Source organism: uncultured Brevundimonas sp. (genome assembly GCF_937863155.1).
Lineage (GTDB): Bacteria > Pseudomonadota > Alphaproteobacteria > Caulobacterales > Caulobacteraceae > Brevundimonas.
Genome location: NZ_CALMFB010000044.1, coordinates 1 through 18,200, shown reverse-complemented (window position 1 = coordinate 18,200; position 18,200 = coordinate 1). Strand labels below are relative to the sequence as shown.

The 18,200-nt window shown below is 64.0% G+C and carries 19 protein-coding genes and 2 pseudogenes; 10 read left to right on the top strand and 11 right to left on the bottom strand.

The features are described from left to right. Positions 1-38: 38 nt before the first annotated feature. Positions 39-530: a nuclear transport factor 2 family protein gene (locus Q0581_RS06795; RefSeq protein WP_298698834.1), complete on the top strand. Its 492-nt coding sequence runs from the start codon at positions 39-41 to the stop codon at positions 528-530. A 37-nt stretch (positions 531-567) separates the two neighbouring features. Here Q0581_RS06795 and Q0581_RS06790 read toward each other — a convergent pair whose 3' ends face one another. The 5 genes from Q0581_RS06790 to Q0581_RS06770 all read right to left on the bottom strand — a co-directional run bounded on the left by Q0581_RS06790 (position 568) and on the right by Q0581_RS06770 (position 5,481). After that, positions 568-969 (bottom strand): four-helix bundle copper-binding protein, encoded by a 402-nt coding sequence (locus Q0581_RS06790; RefSeq protein ID WP_298698832.1) that lies wholly within the window; start codon positions 967-969, stop codon positions 568-570. A 116-nt stretch (positions 970-1,085) separates the two neighbouring features. Beyond that, positions 1,086-2,000, bottom strand: coding sequence for a copper homeostasis membrane protein CopD (gene copD, locus Q0581_RS06785; protein ID WP_298698830.1), 915 nt, complete (start codon positions 1,998-2,000; stop codon positions 1,086-1,088). Between the two features lie 4 nt (positions 2,001-2,004). Then, positions 2,005-2,367 (bottom strand): copper homeostasis periplasmic binding protein CopC, encoded by a 363-nt coding sequence (gene copC, locus Q0581_RS06780; RefSeq protein ID WP_298698828.1) that lies wholly within the window; start codon positions 2,365-2,367, stop codon positions 2,005-2,007. Between the two features lie 117 nt (positions 2,368-2,484). Then, entirely contained in the window at positions 2,485-2,979 is a 495-nt protein-coding gene (locus Q0581_RS06775) for a DUF305 domain-containing protein (protein ID WP_230974793.1), read from the bottom strand. A gap of 147 nt (positions 2,980-3,126) precedes the next feature. Then, positions 3,127-5,481, bottom strand: coding sequence for a heavy metal translocating P-type ATPase (locus Q0581_RS06770; RefSeq protein ID WP_298698825.1), 2,355 nt, complete (start codon positions 5,479-5,481; stop codon positions 3,127-3,129). A gap of 102 nt (positions 5,482-5,583) precedes the next feature. Here Q0581_RS06770 and Q0581_RS06765 point away from each other — a divergent pair, with 102 nt between their 5' ends. The 4 genes and pseudogenes from Q0581_RS06765 to Q0581_RS06750 all read left to right on the top strand — a co-directional run. After that, entirely contained in the window at positions 5,584-5,859 is a 276-nt protein-coding gene (locus Q0581_RS06765) for a metal-sensitive transcriptional regulator (RefSeq protein WP_298698823.1), read from the top strand. Between the two features lie 58 nt (positions 5,860-5,917). Beyond that, positions 5,918-6,343 (top strand): DUF305 domain-containing protein, encoded by a 426-nt coding sequence (locus Q0581_RS06760; RefSeq protein WP_298698821.1) that lies wholly within the window; start codon positions 5,918-5,920, stop codon positions 6,341-6,343. A 243-nt stretch (positions 6,344-6,586) separates the two neighbouring features. After that, complete coding sequence (locus tag Q0581_RS06755; RefSeq protein ID WP_135196041.1) at positions 6,587-6,922, top strand: metalloregulator ArsR/SmtB family transcription factor; 336 nt, start codon at positions 6,587-6,589, stop codon at positions 6,920-6,922. A gap of 7 nt (positions 6,923-6,929) precedes the next feature. Next, positions 6,930-7,049 (top strand): annotated as a pseudogene (locus tag Q0581_RS06750) (arsenate reductase); the annotation flags it as partial. A gap of 50 nt (positions 7,050-7,099) precedes the next feature. Here Q0581_RS06750 and Q0581_RS06745 read toward each other — a convergent pair. Both Q0581_RS06745 and Q0581_RS06740 read right to left on the bottom strand, forming a co-directional pair. Beyond that, positions 7,100-7,792: an IS6 family transposase gene (locus tag Q0581_RS06745; RefSeq protein ID WP_298698818.1), complete on the bottom strand. Its 693-nt coding sequence runs from the start codon at positions 7,790-7,792 to the stop codon at positions 7,100-7,102. Between the two features lie 54 nt (positions 7,793-7,846). Continuing rightward, positions 7,847-8,467 (bottom strand): hypothetical protein, encoded by a 621-nt coding sequence (locus Q0581_RS06740; protein ID WP_298698816.1) that lies wholly within the window; start codon positions 8,465-8,467, stop codon positions 7,847-7,849. Positions 8,468-8,579: 112 nt separating this feature from the next. On the opposite strand from Q0581_RS06740, the gene Q0581_RS06735 reads away from it, so the two are divergent. Both Q0581_RS06735 and Q0581_RS06730 read left to right on the top strand, forming a co-directional pair. After that, on the top strand, positions 8,580-10,031 hold the full coding sequence (locus tag Q0581_RS06735; protein ID WP_298698814.1) for an alpha/beta fold hydrolase: 1,452 nt from the start codon (positions 8,580-8,582) through the stop codon (positions 10,029-10,031). 73 nt (positions 10,032-10,104) lie between these two features. Beyond that, a complete protein-coding gene (locus Q0581_RS06730) occupies positions 10,105-11,286 on the top strand; it encodes an erythromycin esterase family protein (protein ID WP_298698812.1) in 1,182 nt (393 codons plus the stop codon). Between the two features lie 52 nt (positions 11,287-11,338). Here the strand turns inward: Q0581_RS06730 and Q0581_RS06725 are convergent, their stop codons facing one another. From Q0581_RS06725 to Q0581_RS06710, 4 genes are all read right to left on the bottom strand, one after another. Next, on the bottom strand, positions 11,339-11,908 hold the full coding sequence (locus Q0581_RS06725; RefSeq protein ID WP_298698811.1) for a class I SAM-dependent methyltransferase: 570 nt from the start codon (positions 11,906-11,908) through the stop codon (positions 11,339-11,341). 190 nt (positions 11,909-12,098) lie between these two features. Beyond that, positions 12,099-13,319 (bottom strand): aspartyl protease family protein, encoded by a 1,221-nt coding sequence (locus tag Q0581_RS06720; RefSeq protein WP_298698810.1) that lies wholly within the window; start codon positions 13,317-13,319, stop codon positions 12,099-12,101. Continuing rightward, positions 13,316-13,696, bottom strand: coding sequence for a hypothetical protein (locus Q0581_RS06715; protein WP_226637943.1), 381 nt, complete (start codon positions 13,694-13,696; stop codon positions 13,316-13,318). The genes Q0581_RS06720 and Q0581_RS06715 overlap by 4 nt, the downstream gene beginning before the upstream one ends. 359 nt (positions 13,697-14,055) lie before the next feature. After that, a complete protein-coding gene (locus Q0581_RS06710; RefSeq protein ID WP_298698806.1) occupies positions 14,056-14,823 on the bottom strand; it encodes a hypothetical protein in 768 nt (255 codons plus the stop codon). A gap of 133 nt (positions 14,824-14,956) precedes the next feature. On the opposite strand from Q0581_RS06710, the gene Q0581_RS06705 reads away from it, so the two are divergent. The 3 genes and pseudogenes from Q0581_RS06705 to Q0581_RS06695 all read left to right on the top strand — a co-directional run. Next, positions 14,957-16,372, top strand: a complete 1,416-nt coding sequence (locus tag Q0581_RS06705; protein ID WP_298698804.1) for a LytTR family DNA-binding domain-containing protein — start codon at positions 14,957-14,959, stop codon at positions 16,370-16,372. Between the two features lie 464 nt (positions 16,373-16,836). Then, on the top strand, positions 16,837-17,541 hold the full coding sequence (locus Q0581_RS06700; RefSeq protein WP_298698802.1) for a hypothetical protein: 705 nt from the start codon (positions 16,837-16,839) through the stop codon (positions 17,539-17,541). 270 nt (positions 17,542-17,811) lie between these two features. After that, positions 17,812-18,006 (top strand): annotated as a pseudogene (locus Q0581_RS06695) (transposase); the annotation flags it as partial. Between the last annotated feature and the right edge of the window lie 194 nt (positions 18,007-18,200).

Genomic DNA, 18,200 nt, shown 5'->3' with positions numbered 1-18,200 from the left:
TGCCCAGCGCGTTCAGATCACCCGCAATCGGAGCCTCCATGTCCCGCACATTCATCCCCCTCGTCTTGGCGATCGCCGTGCTTTCGACGACGCCCGCCTTCGCCCAGGACCACGCCCACGGCCCTGACCACACCACAGGTTCGGTCGCTGCGGAAGCAATCGACGCGGCCACCGCCGTCGACGCCTTTCACGCCGCGCTTAAGGCCGGCGATACAGCCGGCGCGCTGACGTTTCTGGCGCGGGATGTGATGATCTTCGAAGGCGGGGGCGCGGAACGATCGCGCGAGGAGTATGCGTCCCACCATCTGGCTTCCGACGCCGCTTTCTCGGCGGCGACCGAAGCATCAGTCACGCGTCGCTCCGGCTGGGCCTCCGGCGATGTCGCCTGGATCGTCACAGAGGGACGCACGACCGGCCAGTTCAACGGCCGCGCGGTGAACTTGGTGACCACCGAGACAATGGTGCTGAAGCGCGGCCCCGAAGGCTGGCGCATTCAGCACATCCATTGGTCCTCGCGCACACCGCGCTAGTCATGCGAGCGGCGACCGATGGGTCGCCCGCCTCGTGTCACTGCACGGTTTGGACGGCCGCATTGCAAGCCTCTTCGCACCGCCGGCAGGCCTCGGCGCAGATGCGACAGTGCTCGTGCATGTCCCCGTGACGCTCGCACTCCTCGGCGCAGAGGCGGCAAGCCTCGGCGCACGCTTGCAAGGTGAGCCGAATGACGCCCTCGTTCGAACCCGTCCGGCGGGAAGCGATGGCGCCAGCCGCCGCGCAGAGGTCAGCGCAGTCCTGGTTCAGTCGAATGCACTGGAGCAACTCCTGCACCATGTCCTCGCCAAGGCAGGCGTCGGCGCAGATCACGCAGGATTGGGCGCAGTCGTAACATTCGTCGATGCACCGAGCGAGCGCGGTATTGACCGAACCCCGGACGTGCGGGTGGGTGCTTATTATCTCTTGGGCGTGCATGACGCTCTCCATGGCTGGGGGGATGCGCAGCCAACCCGCCTTCGCTCAAGGCGGTTCCGGAACATTAAGGTGAGGAGGGCAATTCGAGGGAAGTCGAGCGTTCCTGCGTAGGGACGCTACAGCGCGGCCGGCGGCGGCACCGTTCCCATGACGGCGACGAGGCCGAGGACAGCGACGCCCAGCGCGGTCTCCGCCGCAATGCTGCGTCTAAGCCGATGGAGGGCCGCGACTGGATCTTCCGCTCCCTTTAAAGTGACGCCGAGCGAAGGCGTGAGGCGGAAGCGATTGTCCCCCGCCAACCCCAGCATGAGGACGAACAGCACGAGCTTGGCGATCAGCAACTGCCCGTAGAGGCTGGTTCCCAAGCTTCCGAGACGTTCGGGGCTGACCAGAAACCAGCTGTTGACCAAGCCCGTCACCACCAACAGAGCGACGGCGAGCGTCCCGAGCCCGGCGAACCCGTGCAAGGCGTGGTGGATCGCCGGATCGTCGGTGTCGGTCCGACGTGACAGGAGGATCGTCAACGCCGCCAAGGCGCCTAGCCACAGGGCCGCCGCGACAGCGTGAATAATGTCGGCCACGAGATGGACGACGCCGCCGGGTCCCTCCGTCGCCGCGCCGTGGCCGGTCCAGGCGAAGCTGGCGGCGACAAGGAGTCCGAGGACCGCCGTCAGACTCCAGACCGCCCTGCCAGGTTTCCAAGCAACGACCAAAACAAGACCAAGCAGGGCGATAGCGGCCCGCGCCACCATGGCCATGCCCAGGCCTGTGCCGGTGATCATGAAGGACAAGGAGGCGGGTTTGAGCGCTTCGGTCAGCGAGCCCGCCATGACGGCGGTCTGGGCGACCAGGGCGGAGAGAGAGCCAAACGCGACGACGACCGCCGCCAGCGCCAACGTCTGCCGCGCCCAGCTCAGGTTCGGACCGTCGTCCCGGCTGAAACTGTAGAGCAGGAACAGCGGCGCGCCGAGAAGGACGACGGCGCCGCTGTATTGAAGCCAGCGAAGCGCGATGACCGCGACTTCGAGCACGAGATCAGCGCACCGAGAAGGTGTAGGAGCCCGTCATGCGGTGGCCGTCGCTCGACGCGATACGCCAATCGACGCGGTAGGCGCCGGCGACCAGCGGGCGGGCCAGAGTTCCCGTCAGGGTCTTGCCGTCCTCCGCGACCGAGGTGCGGACCGCGACCTTGTCGCCGGCCGCATTGACGACATCGAAGCCGGAAAAGGCCGGCACCGTGCGCTCGCTAAACGTCAGGCTCAGCGTCCGGGTCGCCGCCACGGTGGAGTTGGGCGCCGGCGTCGCGCTGACCAGGCGAGCGTGGGCCGCCGCCGGTCCGGCGGCGAAGGCCACGACCGCCGCGACGGCGATGAAGGGTGCGGGGTTGAAGTAACGCATACTCAGTCTCCAGACGTTTGGCCGGTCCCGGCCTTCTGCTTCTCTACGCGCCACACGACCGCGTCCCTCATGAAGAGGAAGCGGGGGGCGGCTGAGGCCTTCCCCCGCACGCCGGGGTCAGCGGCGACGCTTCTCGAGGAGCGCCTGCATCTGGGCGATCTCCTCCTGTTGACCACGCACGATGCCGTCGCACAGGGCGATGATCTCCGGATCGGTCAGGGAGGCTTGCTCGCACATCAACACAGCCCCGGAATGGTGCGGGATCATCGATCGCAGGAATTCGTCGTCGCCAACGAACGCCTGGGTGCGCATGCCGACGAAGCTGCCGACGAAGATCACGACGGCGACCGCTCCAATGACCAGGTTCGTTTTGCGCGACGGGTACATGGACCGCATGAAGACGAGCATGAGGACCGCCATCGGCGCGACCATCATCAGGGTCATGTAGACGTTGTTCAAATTGAGATAGAAGTGACCGAGCGTGGCGATCATCGTGTACATGACCAGGTACATGATGACGAAATCGAGCGCCAACTCGAGGTACAGGCTCCGATAAGGGCCGAGTCCACGAGCGTTGCCTTGCCCGCCGTGGTCCATCTGTTGATGAGACATCGTCCGTATCCTCTTCAGAAATTTCAGTTCGTCTTCGCCTGCCGCTGCGAAAGCCTGGAGACTGCGGTCAGCGTCTGAATCAATCCGGCCCGTCACAGCCGGTTCCTCCCTTGGGTGGGTGGGCGGACTGTTGATTGCCTATCCTGGCTAAAGCCTCACCGCGCGCAGTCTCAGCGCATTGCCGATGACGCTGACCGAGGAGAGCGCCATTGCGAGCGCCGCAAGGGCAGGCGAGAGAAGCCAGCCGAAGACGGGATAAAGCAGGCCAGCCGCCACGGGGATGCCAAGGGCGTTGTAGCCGAAGGCGAAAACGAGGTTTTGGCGGATGTTGCCCATCACCGCGCGGGACAGACGCCGTGCGCGCACGATGCCTTGCAGATCTCCGCCCAGCAGGGTGACGCCGGCGCTTTCGATGGCGACGTCCGAACCCGCCCCCATGGCGACGCCGACATCGGCTGCGGCGAGGGCAGGGGCATCGTTGACGCCATCCCCCGCCATGGCGACGATCCGACCCTGCGAACGAAGCTGTTGAACCACAGACGCCTTATCCTGCGGCAAAACCTCCGCCTGGACTTCGTCGATGCCGAGGCGCCGCGCGACCGCTTCGGCCGTCGTCCGGTTGTCCCCGGTCATCATCACCAGCCGCAGACCGGCCGCTTTCAGCGCGAGGATCGCAGCCGGCGTGGTGGCCTTGATGGGATCGGCGATGCCGATGACCCCGGCCGCCTTTCCGTCGATCGCCACGAATATGGCGGTGGCGCCGTCGTGGCGAAGGGCCTCCGCCTTCGGCTCCAGCGCGGAGACGTCGATCGAAAGCTCGCCGAGAAAACGGGTGTTGCCCAGGGCGACCTGGCGGCCCTCAATCGTCCCGCGAACGCCGCGACCGACCGGGCTGTCGAAGTCCGCGGCCTCGGTAAGGGGGATGTCCCGGTCCTTGGCTGCCCGGACGATTGCGTCGGCCAACGGATGTTCGCTGCCCCGCTCGAGGCTGGCCGAAAGACGCAGGATGTCCGTTTCCACGAAGCCGAGGGCGGGCAGGATCGCCGTCACCGACGGACGGCCCTCCGTCAGGGTGCCGGTCTTGTCCAGAACGAGAGTGTCGACCTTCTCGAAGCGTTCGAGCGCCTCGGCGTTCTTGATCAGGACGCCGGCGTGGGCGCCACGTCCCACCCCGACCATGATCGAGATCGGCGTCGCCAGACCCAACGCACAGGGACAGGCGATGATGAGCACCGAAACGGCGGCGACCAGGGCGTAGGACAAACGGGGCTCGGGACCGACCAGGCCCCAGACGACGGCGGCGAGCAGGGCGATCGCGATCACCGTGGGAACGAACCATCCGGAGACCGTATCGGCCAGCCGCTGGATCGGGGCGCGACTGCGCTGGGCTTGGGCCACCATCTGGACGATCTGCGCCAGCAGGGTGTCGGCGCCCACCTTGTCGGCGCGCATGATGAAGGATCCGGTCTTGTTGAGCGCGCCGGCCACGACGCGGTCGCCGACATCCTTGGTCACCGGCATGGACTCGCCGGTCACCATGGATTCGTCGACAGCGACCCGACCCTCCAGGAGTTCGCCATCGACCGGGATCTTCTCTCCGGGCCTTACCCGCAGGCGGTCGCTGACGGCGATCTGGTCAAGCGAGACATCTTCATCGATGCCGTCCGCCCGGATTCGGCGCGCGGTCTTGGGCGTGAGGTCCAGCAGGGCGCGGATCGCGCCCGACGTCTGTTCGCGGGCGCGCAGTTCCAGAATCTGCCCGACGAGGACCAGCACGGTGATGACCGCCGCCGCCTCGAAATACACCGGCGCACTGCCGTCGGCCTTCAGGAAGGCGGGCGGGAACAGGGTTGGCGCGACGACGGCCACGACGCTGTAAAGCCATGCCACGCCGACCCCCATGGCGATCAGGGTGAACATATTCAGCCGCCGGGTGCGCAGCGATGTCCAGCCGCGCTCGAAGAAGGGCCAGCCGCACCAGAGAACCACGGGGGTCGCCAAAGCGAACTGGATCCAGTTCGACATCTGGCCCGGGATGAACATGTGGAGATTGGCCAGGTGTCCGCCCATTTCCAGGGCGAAGACCGGCAGGGTCAGGACCAGACCGACCCAGAAGCGTCTGGTGAAGTCGATCAGCTCGTGGTTGGGCGGGGCCTCCGCCGTGACCGTCTCCGGCTCAAGCGCCATGCCGCAGATCGGGCAGGAGCCTGGGCCTTCCTGCCGGATCTCGGGGTGCATCGGGCAGGTGTAGATGGCGCCGGGAACGGCCGGCTCGGCCTCCACGGGAGGGTTCAGGTAACGCATCGGATCGCCGATGAATTTGGTCCGGCACCCCGCCGAGCAGAAGAAATAGTCCTGACCGTCATGACTGGCTCGGTGAGCGGTGGCCGTCGGATCGACCGACATGCCGCAGACGGGATCCTTGACCGTTGCCGCGCCATCCGAGGCCTTCGCCCCGCAGCAGGCGTGACCCGAGGCATGATCGTGAGGATGCGTGGACATGTCGCTCTCTCCGGCTGACCGAAGAGCTAACATATACCCATGCGGGGTATATCGCAAGATACCCGTCTGGGGTATATGGGGGTGCTCAGGAGAACAGGCCCCATGCAAACCGACACGAAACCCAAAGTCCTCAACAGGCTCAGCCGGATCGAAGGCCAGGTGCGGGGAATCTCCCGCATGGTTGAAGATGACCGGTATTGCGTCGACTTGCTGACCCAACTTCAGGCCGTTCGAGCCGCGCTCCATCGCGTGGAGACCGAAGTGCTACGGGATCACCTCGACCACTGCGTCATGGGCGCTATGACCGGCGACGATCCCGAGGAGCGCAAGGCAAAGGCCGGCGAGCTGATCGAGCTCTTGGCGCGGGCCGGACGGTAGAGTTGGCGGAACGAATGGGCCCTCCTGGTCGCTAACGTCGGGATCCCAAGGAGCCGTCATGAAACGCATCAGCCTCGTCCTCGCCGCCTGCGCCGTGGCTACGGCCTGTTCCCCGCAAGCCGAAGAGCCCGCCGTAGCCGCGCCTGAGGCCCCCGCAGCGGCGGACGCCCATGGCGGAATGGAGGGCGGCATGGCTGCGCCTGCGCCCGGCGACTCCGTCGCCACCCAAGGCTACAACGCCTCGATGAACACGATGATGGAGGCGATGCCCGCCTTCACCGAGGACGCGGACATCGACTTCATGAAGCAGATGCGAGGTCACCACGTCGCCGCCGTCTCGATGGCCCGTGTGGAGCTCGCGCAAGGCAAGGACGCCCAAGCGCGGAACCTAGCCCAGGAGGTGATCACGGCGCAGGAGCGCGAAATCACCCTGATCGACGCCTGGCTCGCCCAGAAGGGAGCGTCGGCGGCTCCCGCCGCCTGATCGCGAGATCAGCGCACCGCGTCCGGACCGACAGACGTGCGAAATCGGCCAACTGTCGACCTCGTGGCCAAAGTCCATGGTCTCGACGGAGAGTATAGCCCAGCGACCCTTAAACTCGGCTGTCGCTACTCTGCGATCTTTTAGGCGGCAGTCGTCAAAGATCAGGTCGTCACCGATGCCTGAACTGCCGCACCCGCAGACGAGCGGGCTTGAACATTTCCATATTTCGACTAATTTGGAAATATGGAAACCGAAGTTTCGATTCTCGCTCTCGCCGCCTTGGCGCAATCGACGCGGCTGGAGGCGTTTCGCCTCCTCGTGCGTCACGAACCCGATGGTCTGCCGGCCGGTGACATCTCCAACCATCTGGTGATCCCGGCCAACACCCTGTCGTCCCATCTCGGCGTCCTGACGCGCGCGGGGTTGATCAGGTCGGAGCGGCGCAGCCGGTCGATCATCTACCGGGCCGACCTGGATCGGCTTCGCGACCTGGTCCTCTTCCTGCTCAAGGACTGCTGCGGGGGCAGGGCGGACCTGTGCGAACCCCTGCTGGCTGAACTCGCGCCCTGTTGCCCCTAAGGATCCCGTGGACATCGTCATCTATCACAACCCCGCCTGCGGGACGTCGCGCAACGCGCTCGAGCTGATCCGCCACGTCGGCATCGAGCCGCATGTCGTGCAGTATCTGAAGACCCCGCCGTCGCGGTGCTGTCAGGTTAAGTAGCCCGAGCTCAGAAACCCCCTACCCCGCTCGGCTCATGCCGTAGCCGCCGCCCAAGCGGCATCCGCCTCCGCGCGGAAGCGGCGAAGCGTGGATCGGCTGATCAGATGCCGCTGGAGATTGAAGGTGTTGTAGATCGCGGCGTGGGTGGTGAGGAATTTCTGGGCTGACACTTGGGATTTGAAGCCCTGCTGTTGCCGTTCTCGTCGTCGGATCGGCAAATGAGAATTCTCGACCCGATTGTTCTCCCGGAGCGGGCCGGGTCGATGCACTCGCTCCAACCCGAGCTCCCGAAGCGCCGATCCATATGACGCCAGGCCATCGGTCACGATGGATTCCGGCTCCACAGAATGATTTCGCAGGAGCCGACCGAGCAATTTAAGCGCAGCCTCATTGTCTCGCCGACGCTGCACCAAGAGATCCAGAACCTCGCCTTCATCGTCGACCGCGCGCCACAGATACATCCGCCTGCCGCCGATCCAGCACACCATTTCGTCGAGATGCCAGCGCGGCGACGGCGCTGGCCGGCGCTTCTTCAGTCGCCTGGCGATGAGCGGTCCGAACTTGATGGTCCAGCATCGGATCGTCTCGTAGCTGACCTCGATGCCGCGCCGGGCCAGCATCTCTTCCACGTCGCGAAGGCTCAGACTGAAGCGGAAATACAGCCACACCGCGTGACGGATCACCTCCGCAGGGAAGCGGTGGCGCTTGAACGATAGCGGTTTCATAATCCTCATCTCCATCAGCGGCTTACGCTGGCCCTAAGTGGAGACAAGTTAGCGTTAGACTGACAGCACCTGGGCCGCGGCTGTCCCTGCCATGCCCGCCAACAGCAGGCTCGATACTGTGCGACGCAATCCGTGAACCACGCCAAAGCCGAAGGCTGCAGCGATCAGTGCGCCACCCAGGGTCAGTGTGAGCGCAGTCGGCGCGCTGAGCTGGCTCGGTTGCAAGGCCCCTATGGCGATTTGCCCCATCGGTGCCGCGAGGCGCACACCACCGTGGAACGACGACAGTCGCATAACCACCACATTATTCGTCGGCTGCCACGCTCTTTCGGGAATGCTGAAAGCGACCTCGTAGCGGCCGGGCTGTTCGGTGCCTGGGCCAAAGCCGGGCGTGCCGTTTGACCCAAGACGAACGTCGTTCAGCCATGCCTCCGACGAGGCGACGCCGACCACGCGCAGAACAGCGCCGCCGGGAGACGGCGGGTCCGCCACAACGGTTCTGATCCATATCTGGCGGCCTTGGGGGTCGACTGGACCATCGAGATGCCGACAGTCGGACAAGACGGGGCCATGTGCTGCCAATTGTCCTGCACACATCTCCCACGCCGGAGCCTCCGCGCGAGCGGATTGGGGAAGGAGGAAAATCCAGAGAATGAACAGGACAAAGCGAAGCATGCGGGGACTTTAGAGCGCAAATCCGCAGCGCGGGATCACGTTCGCCGATGTCCGGACCGATTTCACCGAAACAGCGGTGACGTGGCAGCCGGGGGCCTCCACTGCAGCGGTCATGAACATCTCAGCCCTCCACCGCCGCACATTCATCACCGGAGCTGGCCTTGCCGTGGCCGCCTGCGGTCCATCTGGCCGCTCGTCTGGCCTTCTGAACCTTGAGAAGACCTTCACATTCGAGGGGCCGCAGGGACAACAAGTCCAGGCCGAGCGCAGCTTTTTCGAGGTCCCTGAGGACCGCCGCGATCCTCGATCACGCAAGATCCGTCTTGGCTATGTGCGCTTTCGCTCGACCTCCAGCAATCCCGGGGCGCCGATTGTCTATCTGGCAGGCGGACCCGGTGGGTCCGCGACTGCGGCAGCGGCGGGACCCAGATTTCCGATCTTCATGGCATTGCGAGACGTCGCCGACGTCATCGCGTTCGACCAGCGTGGCACGGGGCTTTCGCGACATCTGCCAGAGCTCTCACGGTCCCCTGCTCCGTTTCCTCCGCTGACCCGCGAAGGGATGACCGCTTACATGCGCGAGGAGATTCAGAGGGCATGGTCCGAGTGGAATGATCAAGGCGTCCTTCTGGCTGGATACGATACGGAACAGAGTGCCGACGATGTCGACGCGTTGCGCCGGCATCTGGGGGCTGAGAAGATCGACGTCTGGGGCATCAGCTATGGCACGCATCTGGCCCTTTCCGTGCTCAAGCGCCACGGCCGTCACGTGGGTCGTGTCGCGCTTGCGAGCCTCGAAGGCCAGGATCAAACGGTAAAGCTGCCGTCGCGACTTGACGCCTATTTCGAGCGCGTCGACGCCCTCGTGGCTTCTGATCCCGAGCTTCGTTCAACCGTCCCCAGCTTGCCTGCATTGATGCGTCGTGTGCATGCCCGTCTGGAGGAAAACCCGGTCGACCTCACCTTGCCTGTGGGTGGGTCCCCGGCGCCCGTTCGTGTCGGGGGTTTCGTGGTGCAGCTCCTGGCCGGCGGACTCGTCGCCAATCCAGACACCTTGAGTCTTCTCCCGGCACTCTACGCCGCGTTGGACAGTGGACAGCCAGAGGTACTCACCTACTTCATGCGCGATGCCGGAGCTTGGCTCAGGGTTTCCGGCATGACGGAAGCCATGGACCTTGCGTCCGGGATATCCGCCGCACGTCTCCGACAGGTCGAGCAAGAGGCCCCCACGAGCGTCCTCGGCGATGCACTGAACTTCCCCATGCCCCACATCGCCGGGGCAGTGCTCGGTGTCGATCTGGGCGACTCGTTCCGAGCTCCAATCTCCATTGAGCACCCCGCCCTGCTGATTTCAGGTAACCTCGACGGCCGGACTCCCCTTGAGGAGCAGGAAGACGTGGCGAGCCAGTTCACCCGGGCGCGGCGCTTGCGTGTCGAGAACGCCGGTCACAATGTGCTTGAAGCGCATCCCGGGGTGCAATCGCGCCTCTTGTCCTTCTTCAACGGGGAAGACGGGTTGGATGAGACTCTCACTCTCCCGCCACCGGCTTTCCGCCGCTTTTGATGTTCTGATCGAGCTGAGGAGCAGGTCCTGTGCTGAACGGCAGCCTTGGTGAGCATCGACCATGAGACACCGGTTGTTCTTCACGCTGGTGAGCTGCCTCGTCATTGCGGGCTGTATCCCCTCGGAGCTGATTCAGCGACCAACCCCGCTGTCCGACGACGCGATGTCAGCGGCGATGAAGGACCTCTGCTCGCGGGATGTTGTGCTTATCGGGGAGGGCGCCAACCACGGGGACGGGCGATCGCTCGCGTTTAAGTCAGAGCTGGTCCAACGCCTGGTCGAGCATTGTCGGTTTGACGCCGTCGTTTTCGAGGCGAGTAGCTACGACTTTCTCGAGATCGACCGACGACTGACCAAGGGTCAGCCGGTCACGCGCGCCATGGTGTCTTCGGCGGTCGGAGGGCTGTGGAACCGCAATGACGAAATGCAATCGCTGACGACGTTTCTGCACCAGGCGGTGGTCGCCGGTCGCATCAGGCTCGGCGGCATCGACGACCAACTAGGGAGTGCCGGGGCGTTTTATTCGATCGGTGACATGCCCGCTGAGCTGGCTGCACTACTGCCGTCGGATCGAGCCGCCGAATGCTCAGATGTTCTGCGTCGCCTGATTTATGGGCAGCTGACGTCCCCGTCGCCCGAGAAGACGACACTTTTCGCATGTCTCGCGGAGATGCGCAGAGCCGTGGACGCTGCGCCGGAGGGCATCGACCGCCGAACTCGTGAGCGGCTTCTGATCAATATCGGCAGCTACCTTGCGAGGCAGGGAGCCGACAGGTCGCAGTACCTGGATGGCCGGAGCCAAGCGATGTGGTCGAATTTTCGCTGGTTGGTCGCCAACCGATTTGGCCCTGATGCCAAGGTGATCGTCTGGGGGGCGTCGCTACATTTGTCTCGTGACGCCAGAGCATATCCGACGTTCGCAACGATCAAAAACTTCGGATCTTACGTCGACGACGCCTACGGGGATTCCGCCTTCTTTCTTGGCTTCACCGCGGCTGCTGGCAGCTACATGGAGGGCACTCAGATTCGCGAGCGACCAAAGGCAACGGTAGGCTCACTGGAAGCTGCTGCACTGGCGACGTCGACTGCCGACAGCATCTATCTCGGCAGGTCCGATCTCGAGAGCCTCGACGAGGCGCCGGCCAGCATGTTCGGCCCATCCGCTGCCCCGGTGACCGCAGCATGGTCCGAGGTGCTCGACGGCGTCGTGGTGTTCCGAGTGGAGCGGCCGCCTACGCGGATCTCAGCGAACTAGTCCGTGCGATGCCGCCTTCAGATCGCGTTGCGTGGCAGACCGTCTATGTCGGTCAGGCGGCCCGACTCAGGGGGTGATCCGGCTTCAGGGCCACGATGTATGGCCGCTTCATTTTCCCTCGTGTCGAGTGGTCCTCTACCAGAAGGACGTCGAACATTGCGGACTCAAGTCCTTGGACCAAGTCGACTTGCTTCAGCACGTTGACGTGCGGCGCCTTGCCGATCGCCCGCATGGCCGGCAACAGCACCTTGCCAAGTAAGGGGGTCATATCGCCGAGGCACGGCGTCTTTGACATGAACAGGCCGCCCGGCTTGAGGAGGCGGTGCACGCGGCTCAGAGTGCCCGGCAGGTCCCTCACCAGATGCAGGTAGTTGAAACCGAGAACCGCATCATACTGGCTGGCATCAAGCGACACATCTTCGGCCGACGAAACGCGGAAGCTCAACGACCCAACGGGAGATGTTGCCAGCTTCTCACGCGCGATTTCGATCATCCCCGGTGAGATGTCGGTCGCCAGGTAGCTCTGCACGCTGTTTGCGAGCAGGAGGGCGGAGCTGCCGGTCCCGCATCCCAGTTCGAGCACTCGGTTCGATGGTCTGAGGAGTTCCAGAGTGCGTCTCATACTGCGCTCATAGCCCGCCATGTCGGCGATGGGTTCTCGAGCGTATTTGCGGGAGCTCCTGTCCCAGAATTGCGCATCGCCGTTCGTTGTCATGGTGGGCTCTTATCGGGCTTTGGGAAGGAGGCAAAAGTCATCGTTGCGCGAGGCGTCTTCCCTCGACACCGGCATTGAGGGCGGTTCGCCGTTCAGCTCAATAGTAAAAGACCTGGACAATGACCCGCTCGGCGCCACCCTCAAGAGTCAGGCGGACCGGCGTGCCTTCCGGAACATTCGTGACGGGTTCCGGGGACGTAGAATCTGACCCCGTGGGTCTGCCGTCGATGGCGATTATGCGATCGCCGAGCTTCAGGCCCGCCCGTTCCGCCGGTCCGCCGGGGACGACCATCACGACCTCTCGATGGTCACCCCGCGACGCTGCCATGAACCCGGTTTGGTCGCGCCAGAAGGGTTCCGTCACAGAGCGCCGACGAAGCCAGAGCCTGCCCCTGGTGAAATCGGTTGTGACGCGAAACTGCCGAATGAGCTCTATGCCCAGATTGGCCTGCGGCTCATTCGGCCGCCTTCTAATCCAGCTGTGCGGCACATCGGCGGGGAAGTCCTGGAACGTCTCGCCAGCCAGGTTCACGTCTCCGACAGTGAGCATGCGGGTGGTCGACCAGCCTTCGACACCCAAGAACTGCGCTGTCGCCGTCTGACGGCGACGCAGACTACGGTGACCGGAAACGAAGTCGGCGGAAAGCGACAAGGCGTCGTCAGACCCGAGGTCGAACCCAGCGAGGATGTGCCGGCTGCCGTCGACACGGAGCGGGATGTTGGGAAGGCTGTCTGATCGACTGATCCGAAGACCTCGCATGTCTGACGGCGACGGCACCCGACGCGGATCGTGAAAGGTGATCTGTTCGTGGTCGAAGTCGAGGTCCACCATGAGCTGGTCGAACAGGTCACGCCCCAGGATCATGCGCACGGGTCTCCCCATCGGCCCGGCGAAGGGTGAGAGGTCCAGTATGGCGATCCAGTTGGTGGTCAGGACCAGGCCGTCGAGATCGATCACCGCATTGCGGAATGACATGCCGTGCCCGGCGGCCGTTCCACTCAGGCCTTCAACGTTCAGCGCCCCGTCCACGCTCAAGCCGACTTCTGCCGCGAGCGAGCTGTCGACGATACTATGTTCCGCCCCGCTGTCGAGCAGCATTTCGACGGAGTGACCGTTGAAGGATCCCGTCAGAAAAATCTGGCTCCTTCGCCAGAACTCGAAGGGGTGGCTGAGCGTGCCCCCGGTCCCGTCGGCAAATGCGTAAGTTCGTTTAAGGACCGGGCGGGCGAGCGCTGGACCAAGCGCGAGAGCGCCCAAAGACCCCAGAATGAATGCGCGCCGGCTGGATACCGTGCACTCTTCAACGCCTTCGGTCACCGGGGCCAGATCCCGTTCCGGTCGAACACGACCAACCGGAAGCAGGGCCGCGGATAGGTTGGGGCGTCGTACTCCGGGCACGTTTCGACGCGGCCCGAGTCGCGGCGCACGAAATGGTCAGTCCAGCGTCGCGGGTCACCGGCGAACTGGGACATCTGGTAGCGACCGTCCTCCGTGTCCCGCTGATAGACCACGAAATAGGGATGATCGATGATCTGGGGGTGACACGACGCGCTCGGCTCAGGAAAGAGCGCGCGCTCCATGCACAGCGCCGTGGCCGTCGCGGCGGCTTCCTGGGGCGTTGCGTGACCCACCGTCAGCACCATGTCGTGGACCGGATTGTCGCCGTTCTCATCCTGGGAGACGACGAAACTCATGAAGCCGCCATAGGTTGGCCGCCAGCCGCGAGGCGGCTCTGGGAGCCGGCCTTCGAGGTAGACGCCCCCTAAGGGGTCGAAGCCGCCTGCACTGCTATCCGAGCCTCCCTCCGCCGATCCTGTTCGTGCCGCGGGACGGCTCACGCAGAGGGGCACTGTGACGGGCCCCTGCATGGTCACGCCCACCTGCTGTTCGTTCGGTCCGCCGGAACATTGAAACGTGCCCTGTGCATGAGCGGGACCTGACGGCCAAAGCATCACGGCGGCGACGAGCCCCAAAGCCAGCTGGAGCACTCGGGCGTAGAAGACCTGCGGGAACCGTTTCGCGGCCGCCGCGCCAGAAGCCAGACTTTCAGAGCTCACGACTGTCCTCCCTCGAGAGCGGAAAACCCGGTGCAATCACCACCGAGCGTCTGCCTGAAAGGACCGGCGGAATAGCCGAGCTCGGCGTGGTCATCTTTCGCGATCAGGTAGGTCGTCGTCCGGCCGCTCCCGTCACCGGCCTCCAGAACCCAGGCGTCGACCGGGCCGTTGGGGGTCTCGATCGCACGGTCGCCAACGACTGCGACAGAGAACTGGCCAAAGCCCTTGTCGTAGTGCCAGAACGACAGGGAATGATGCGCGCCGTCGTAGAGTTCGAGCCCGCTGAATGTGAGGCCCCAGAGGTTTCCGTCGAGTACGGGATCACCGAGCTGCGCCTCGATCGGCGTGAGCACATCGCCCTCCACTTTCGAGCCCTCGAGCCGGTCTGGGCCGTAAGAGATGCGTATGCTCTGGGCGGGCGCATGGGCGCTGGCCGCGCGGTCGCTCTCGTAGCGGATCGCGCTGAGGTCCCGGCGATCGACAACGAAGGTGTCTCGCACATCAAATTGCATGGCCGGCAGACGCTGGTGGATCTCGATGCGCCAGGCGGGCCGACCTTCATGCTCGACCTCCCGCACGACCTGACGGGTAGCCCCCATGACCTCGCCATTCAGTTCGATGGCGTAACAGGAATCGCCGACGATAAGGCGAGAGCCATCCGGGACTGTTTGCGGATCGCTTCCGCCAATGAGACCCGACAGGAGAGCGAGATAAGCACCGAGCACGATGATAATTTTCCAGAAGCCGAACCGAAGGGAGAGCACCACCCCCGTTCAGGAGGTGTGACATCGCTATCAGAGCGGTCTGGCGAACGATGATCACATGCCATTCGGCCAATGGCATCCCGGCTCGGCGAACGGCGTCGCGCCCAACTCACCGGCGCGCTAGCTTGGTGAGATGAGACTCTCCATCCTCATTGTCCTTCTGGTGCTTGGGCTGCTGTCGGCACCGGCCGTCGCTCAGACGTATGACTGGAAAGTCTGCGAGGGACGCTTAGGCCCATCGGGTCCGGAGCTCTCCAACTGCCAATCAATGAAGGGACGGATTGATCCTCAGGGGCGCGAGATCTGGGTCACGGCGCGCGTTCCAGCGTCTTCAATCGATCAGGGTGATGCACTCCGTATTGCTGGGACGGCATCGTCCGAAGCGTGGTTGGGCGGCGTGTTTCTGGGCGCTAACGGTCGCCCCGGAGACAGCGCCAGGTCCGAGATACCGGGTCGCTACGAAGTTGAATATCCGTTGCCGCGACAAGCCGCGGGCCGCGAAGGCATTGAGATCACCGTCAGGCTCTCGTCCTTCCACGGTGGGGCCCGTCTTGCCCAACCCATGAGCGCCATCAAAATCGTGCCGGCTCGGGACGCCCTGATGAGAAGTCAGATCGCCGTCAATCTGTCTCTGTTCGGGATTCTGCTGGCATCGACGTTCGGGTTCGGTGTGATTCACCGTCTGAGGAGAACGCGGTCGAGCCTTTTACTGACGGGGATGGCCGCATCCTCGGCCATGCTCGCCGCGCTGGAGGTCCTGCCGTTTCTGGTCCACTACGCTTATCCATTTCATCTCTGGCGGCTGGTCGGGCTCTGGTTGCTCACGGCGACGTTCAGCGTCCTCCTGGTCATCTATTGCACCCTCGGGCTGAGACCCCCGATCCGGCACCGACTAATGTGGGGCGCAGCGATCGCCGCAGCGTTGGTGGCTGGTTTCACGAGTTTCGATCTCAAGATCCTGGGAACCCTGGGAGTGGCCGTGGTCGTTGCAATCGCAGCCTGGGCACTTGGACCGCGGCGGCAACCATCGGCCGGTATTTGGCTTTACCTCGGCTCCGCGCTCACTCTCGCCGTCGTTTCGCTGGCCTTTTTCGCTGAGCTCTTTCATCTGCTGTTGATCGCGTCCCTGCTGGTTCCAATGCTCATGCTGCAGGTCACCCGTGTTGCGCGAGACGATCTGTCTCGTGAGCAGGCCTTCGCCAGAGCCGCCTCCCCGCCGGATCGTCTGGCGGTGACAGCGGGGCGGCGCGTGACGATCGTTGCGGTTCCGGACATTGTCGTCATCCGGGGTGCGGATGATTACGTGGAGGTGGTCTTACTTGACGGCCGTCGCCTGCTTCATTCGGGGCGACTGGACCATCTTGAGGCTGAACTGCCCTCCACATTCATGAGAGTTCATCGGTCGGCTATCGCCAATCTTCAGCACGCCGAGGGCCTGAATCGCGAAGGCGGAAACTGGCGATTGATGATGCGTGCATGCGGCCCCGTGCGGGTTAGTCGGTCCAGGATTGCGGAAATCAGATCGGCACTCCTGCCGGCCACGTCATAGTGCGGCAGGCAGTTGCGAGAACGGCTGTCCCATAGACCCGACATGCGTGAGGCCTCGCACGGCCAACGGCGTGACTCGGCGTTGGCGAGAATGGCGCGACCTCTGCTAATCGCGGCGGCGGGATTCACCCTCGCGGTGTCAGGTCTGCTGGCCACGACCGACCTGCGCGGTTGGCCGTCGTCGGCAGTCGGCGTGCCTGCGCCTATACTTAGCGCTACGGCCGAAGGATCGGGCGACTTCCGGTTGGCCGACTGCGTGCCGGGAACCGTAAACCCGTATGTCATGCCCAAAGGCAAGGAAGCCAACGGCACAGCGAGCCTCCGCGTAACTGCCTGCCGCTCGTGGTCGTCGGTTCTGGTCGCCTCCGGTTTGTATTGGGCGGCCGCCGCCGGAGTGCTGTCGATCCTGGTGCTGCGTGCTCTGGCTCGCTCGCGGCGTCGTCGTTCACTTGGAGACAGTCCCCTATGATCAACCCTACCCACCTTCCCCCCTTGCCCGCTGCCGCCCTCGTCGCGGTCTGCGCGGTTCTGGCCGTTGGCTGCACGGACCCTGACGCAGCAGCGAGCGACGCGAGCGGTGCGACTACCGCGGCCGCCGAGACCTCGACCGAGTCGATCTCCAGAGGAGTGAGGCAGGGACAGACAGATGGTTCGTACGCGGTCAGCCCGAGCGATGACCCTTTGGCCCTCGATCGCGCGGCCGCCGCCTGCCGAGCTGGCGATTTCAAGAGCTTCTTCGATTTCTTCGTGCGAGCGGACACCGTCAGGCAGGTCTTCACCGCACCAACCGTCGTGGTGACACGCTACTGGACAGACGGTCGTCCGCCTGAGCGTAGCGAGACGCCGGGGGACGCCTTCCGCAGCTTCCCAATCCGCGTTGAGGACGTCTATTGGAGACCTGCCGCCTCTGTCACTGAGGCAAGCGAGGACGAGTATCTTCTGCTCGAATTCGACGAGAGTCAGGGAGAGGTCTTCGCCGTCAGCTGGACCCGTGTGCGCTACGATGGAGGAACTGAGGGCGGGGATGATCTGGGCAATGCGCTGCTTCCTGACGGCACTCCCCATCAGATTGTGAGTCTTCCCGACGGCAAGCTGGTGTTCCGCCCATTTGAAGACTGCTGGCAATTGGTAGCTGATGAGCGCTTCGATCGCCAACCGGACAATCGATAGCAAAGGCTGCTGTGGTCCACCGACGCTGACTTGGGCGGGTGACAGGCACCACCTCGAAGTCGGTCGCGTTTATATCAACCCTGGATGACGAGACATTGGGAGGCTGGTAGTCGCCCAAGTGCTTTGAACGAGGCCATCTGCAAGTTTGGCCGACGACATCGAAATCTCGCCGGTTAGCCACATCCTCAGTACAGCGAGATGCGCGCTGACGTGACCCCCTGAAACTCCTCCAGGAATAGCTAGAGTCCGCCCCTCGAAAGGACGGACAGAATGAAGCGATCACGGTTTACGGAAGAGCAGATCATCGGGATCCTGCGCGAGCAGGAGGCCGGTGTTCCGGTGACGGATCTGTGCAGGAAGCACGGACTGAGCTCGCCGACCTTCTACAAGTGGAAGGCCAAGTTCGGCGGCATGGATGTGTCTGAGGCCCGGCGGCTGAAGGCGCTGGAAGACGAGAACGCCAAGGCAAACCGACAAGGCGCTCACATCTGACGCGATGATCTGATCACGGCCCGTCCCTCGTGCTACCAGCATCGCGCGGCAGATCGCTTACGACCTCATGGTTCGTCCGTGTCGTCTGATCTCTTTGGCTGAAAGGCCAGCCAAATCAGCCCGCTCAAGCCCAAGATCTTCAGAGCCGTGCCCGTGTGAATGTCCCT

Excerpts from the sequence above, each read along its gene's own strand:
- Q0581_RS06725 (WP_298698811.1), bottom strand. The coding sequence starts at position 11,908 with ATGAGACGCACTCTGGAACTCCTCAGACCATCGAACCGAGTGCTCGAA.
- Q0581_RS06740 (WP_298698816.1), bottom strand. The coding sequence starts at position 8,467 with ATGCTTCGCTTTGTCCTGTTCATTCTCTGGATTTTCCTCCTTCCCCAA.
- Q0581_RS06745 (WP_298698818.1), bottom strand. The coding sequence starts at position 7,792 with ATGAAACCGCTATCGTTCAAGCGCCACCGCTTCCCTGCGGAGGTGATC.
- copC (WP_298698828.1), bottom strand. The coding sequence starts at position 2,367 with ATGCGTTACTTCAACCCCGCACCCTTCATCGCCGTCGCGGCGGTCGTG.
- Q0581_RS06705 (WP_298698804.1), top strand. The coding sequence starts at position 14,957 with ATGAGACTCTCCATCCTCATTGTCCTTCTGGTGCTTGGGCTGCTGTCG.
- Q0581_RS06795 (WP_298698834.1), top strand. The coding sequence starts at position 39 with ATGTCCCGCACATTCATCCCCCTCGTCTTGGCGATCGCCGTGCTTTCG.
- Q0581_RS06760 (WP_298698821.1), top strand. The coding sequence starts at position 5,918 with ATGAAACGCATCAGCCTCGTCCTCGCCGCCTGCGCCGTGGCTACGGCC.
- Q0581_RS06715 (WP_226637943.1), bottom strand. The coding sequence starts at position 13,696 with ATGAGTTTCGTCGTCTCCCAGGATGAGAACGGCGACAATCCGGTCCAC.
- Q0581_RS06775 (WP_230974793.1), bottom strand. The coding sequence starts at position 2,979 with ATGTCTCATCAACAGATGGACCACGGCGGGCAAGGCAACGCTCGTGGA.
- Q0581_RS06765 (WP_298698823.1), top strand. The coding sequence starts at position 5,584 with ATGCAAACCGACACGAAACCCAAAGTCCTCAACAGGCTCAGCCGGATC.
- Q0581_RS06735 (WP_298698814.1), top strand. The coding sequence starts at position 8,580 with ATGAACATCTCAGCCCTCCACCGCCGCACATTCATCACCGGAGCTGGC.
- Q0581_RS06755 (WP_135196041.1), top strand. The coding sequence starts at position 6,587 with ATGGAAACCGAAGTTTCGATTCTCGCTCTCGCCGCCTTGGCGCAATCG.
- Q0581_RS06790 (WP_298698832.1), bottom strand. The coding sequence starts at position 969 with ATGCACGCCCAAGAGATAATAAGCACCCACCCGCACGTCCGGGGTTCG.
- Q0581_RS06700 (WP_298698802.1), top strand. The coding sequence starts at position 16,837 with ATGATCAACCCTACCCACCTTCCCCCCTTGCCCGCTGCCGCCCTCGTC.
- Q0581_RS06770 (WP_298698825.1), bottom strand. The coding sequence starts at position 5,481 with ATGTCCACGCATCCTCACGATCATGCCTCGGGTCACGCCTGCTGCGGG.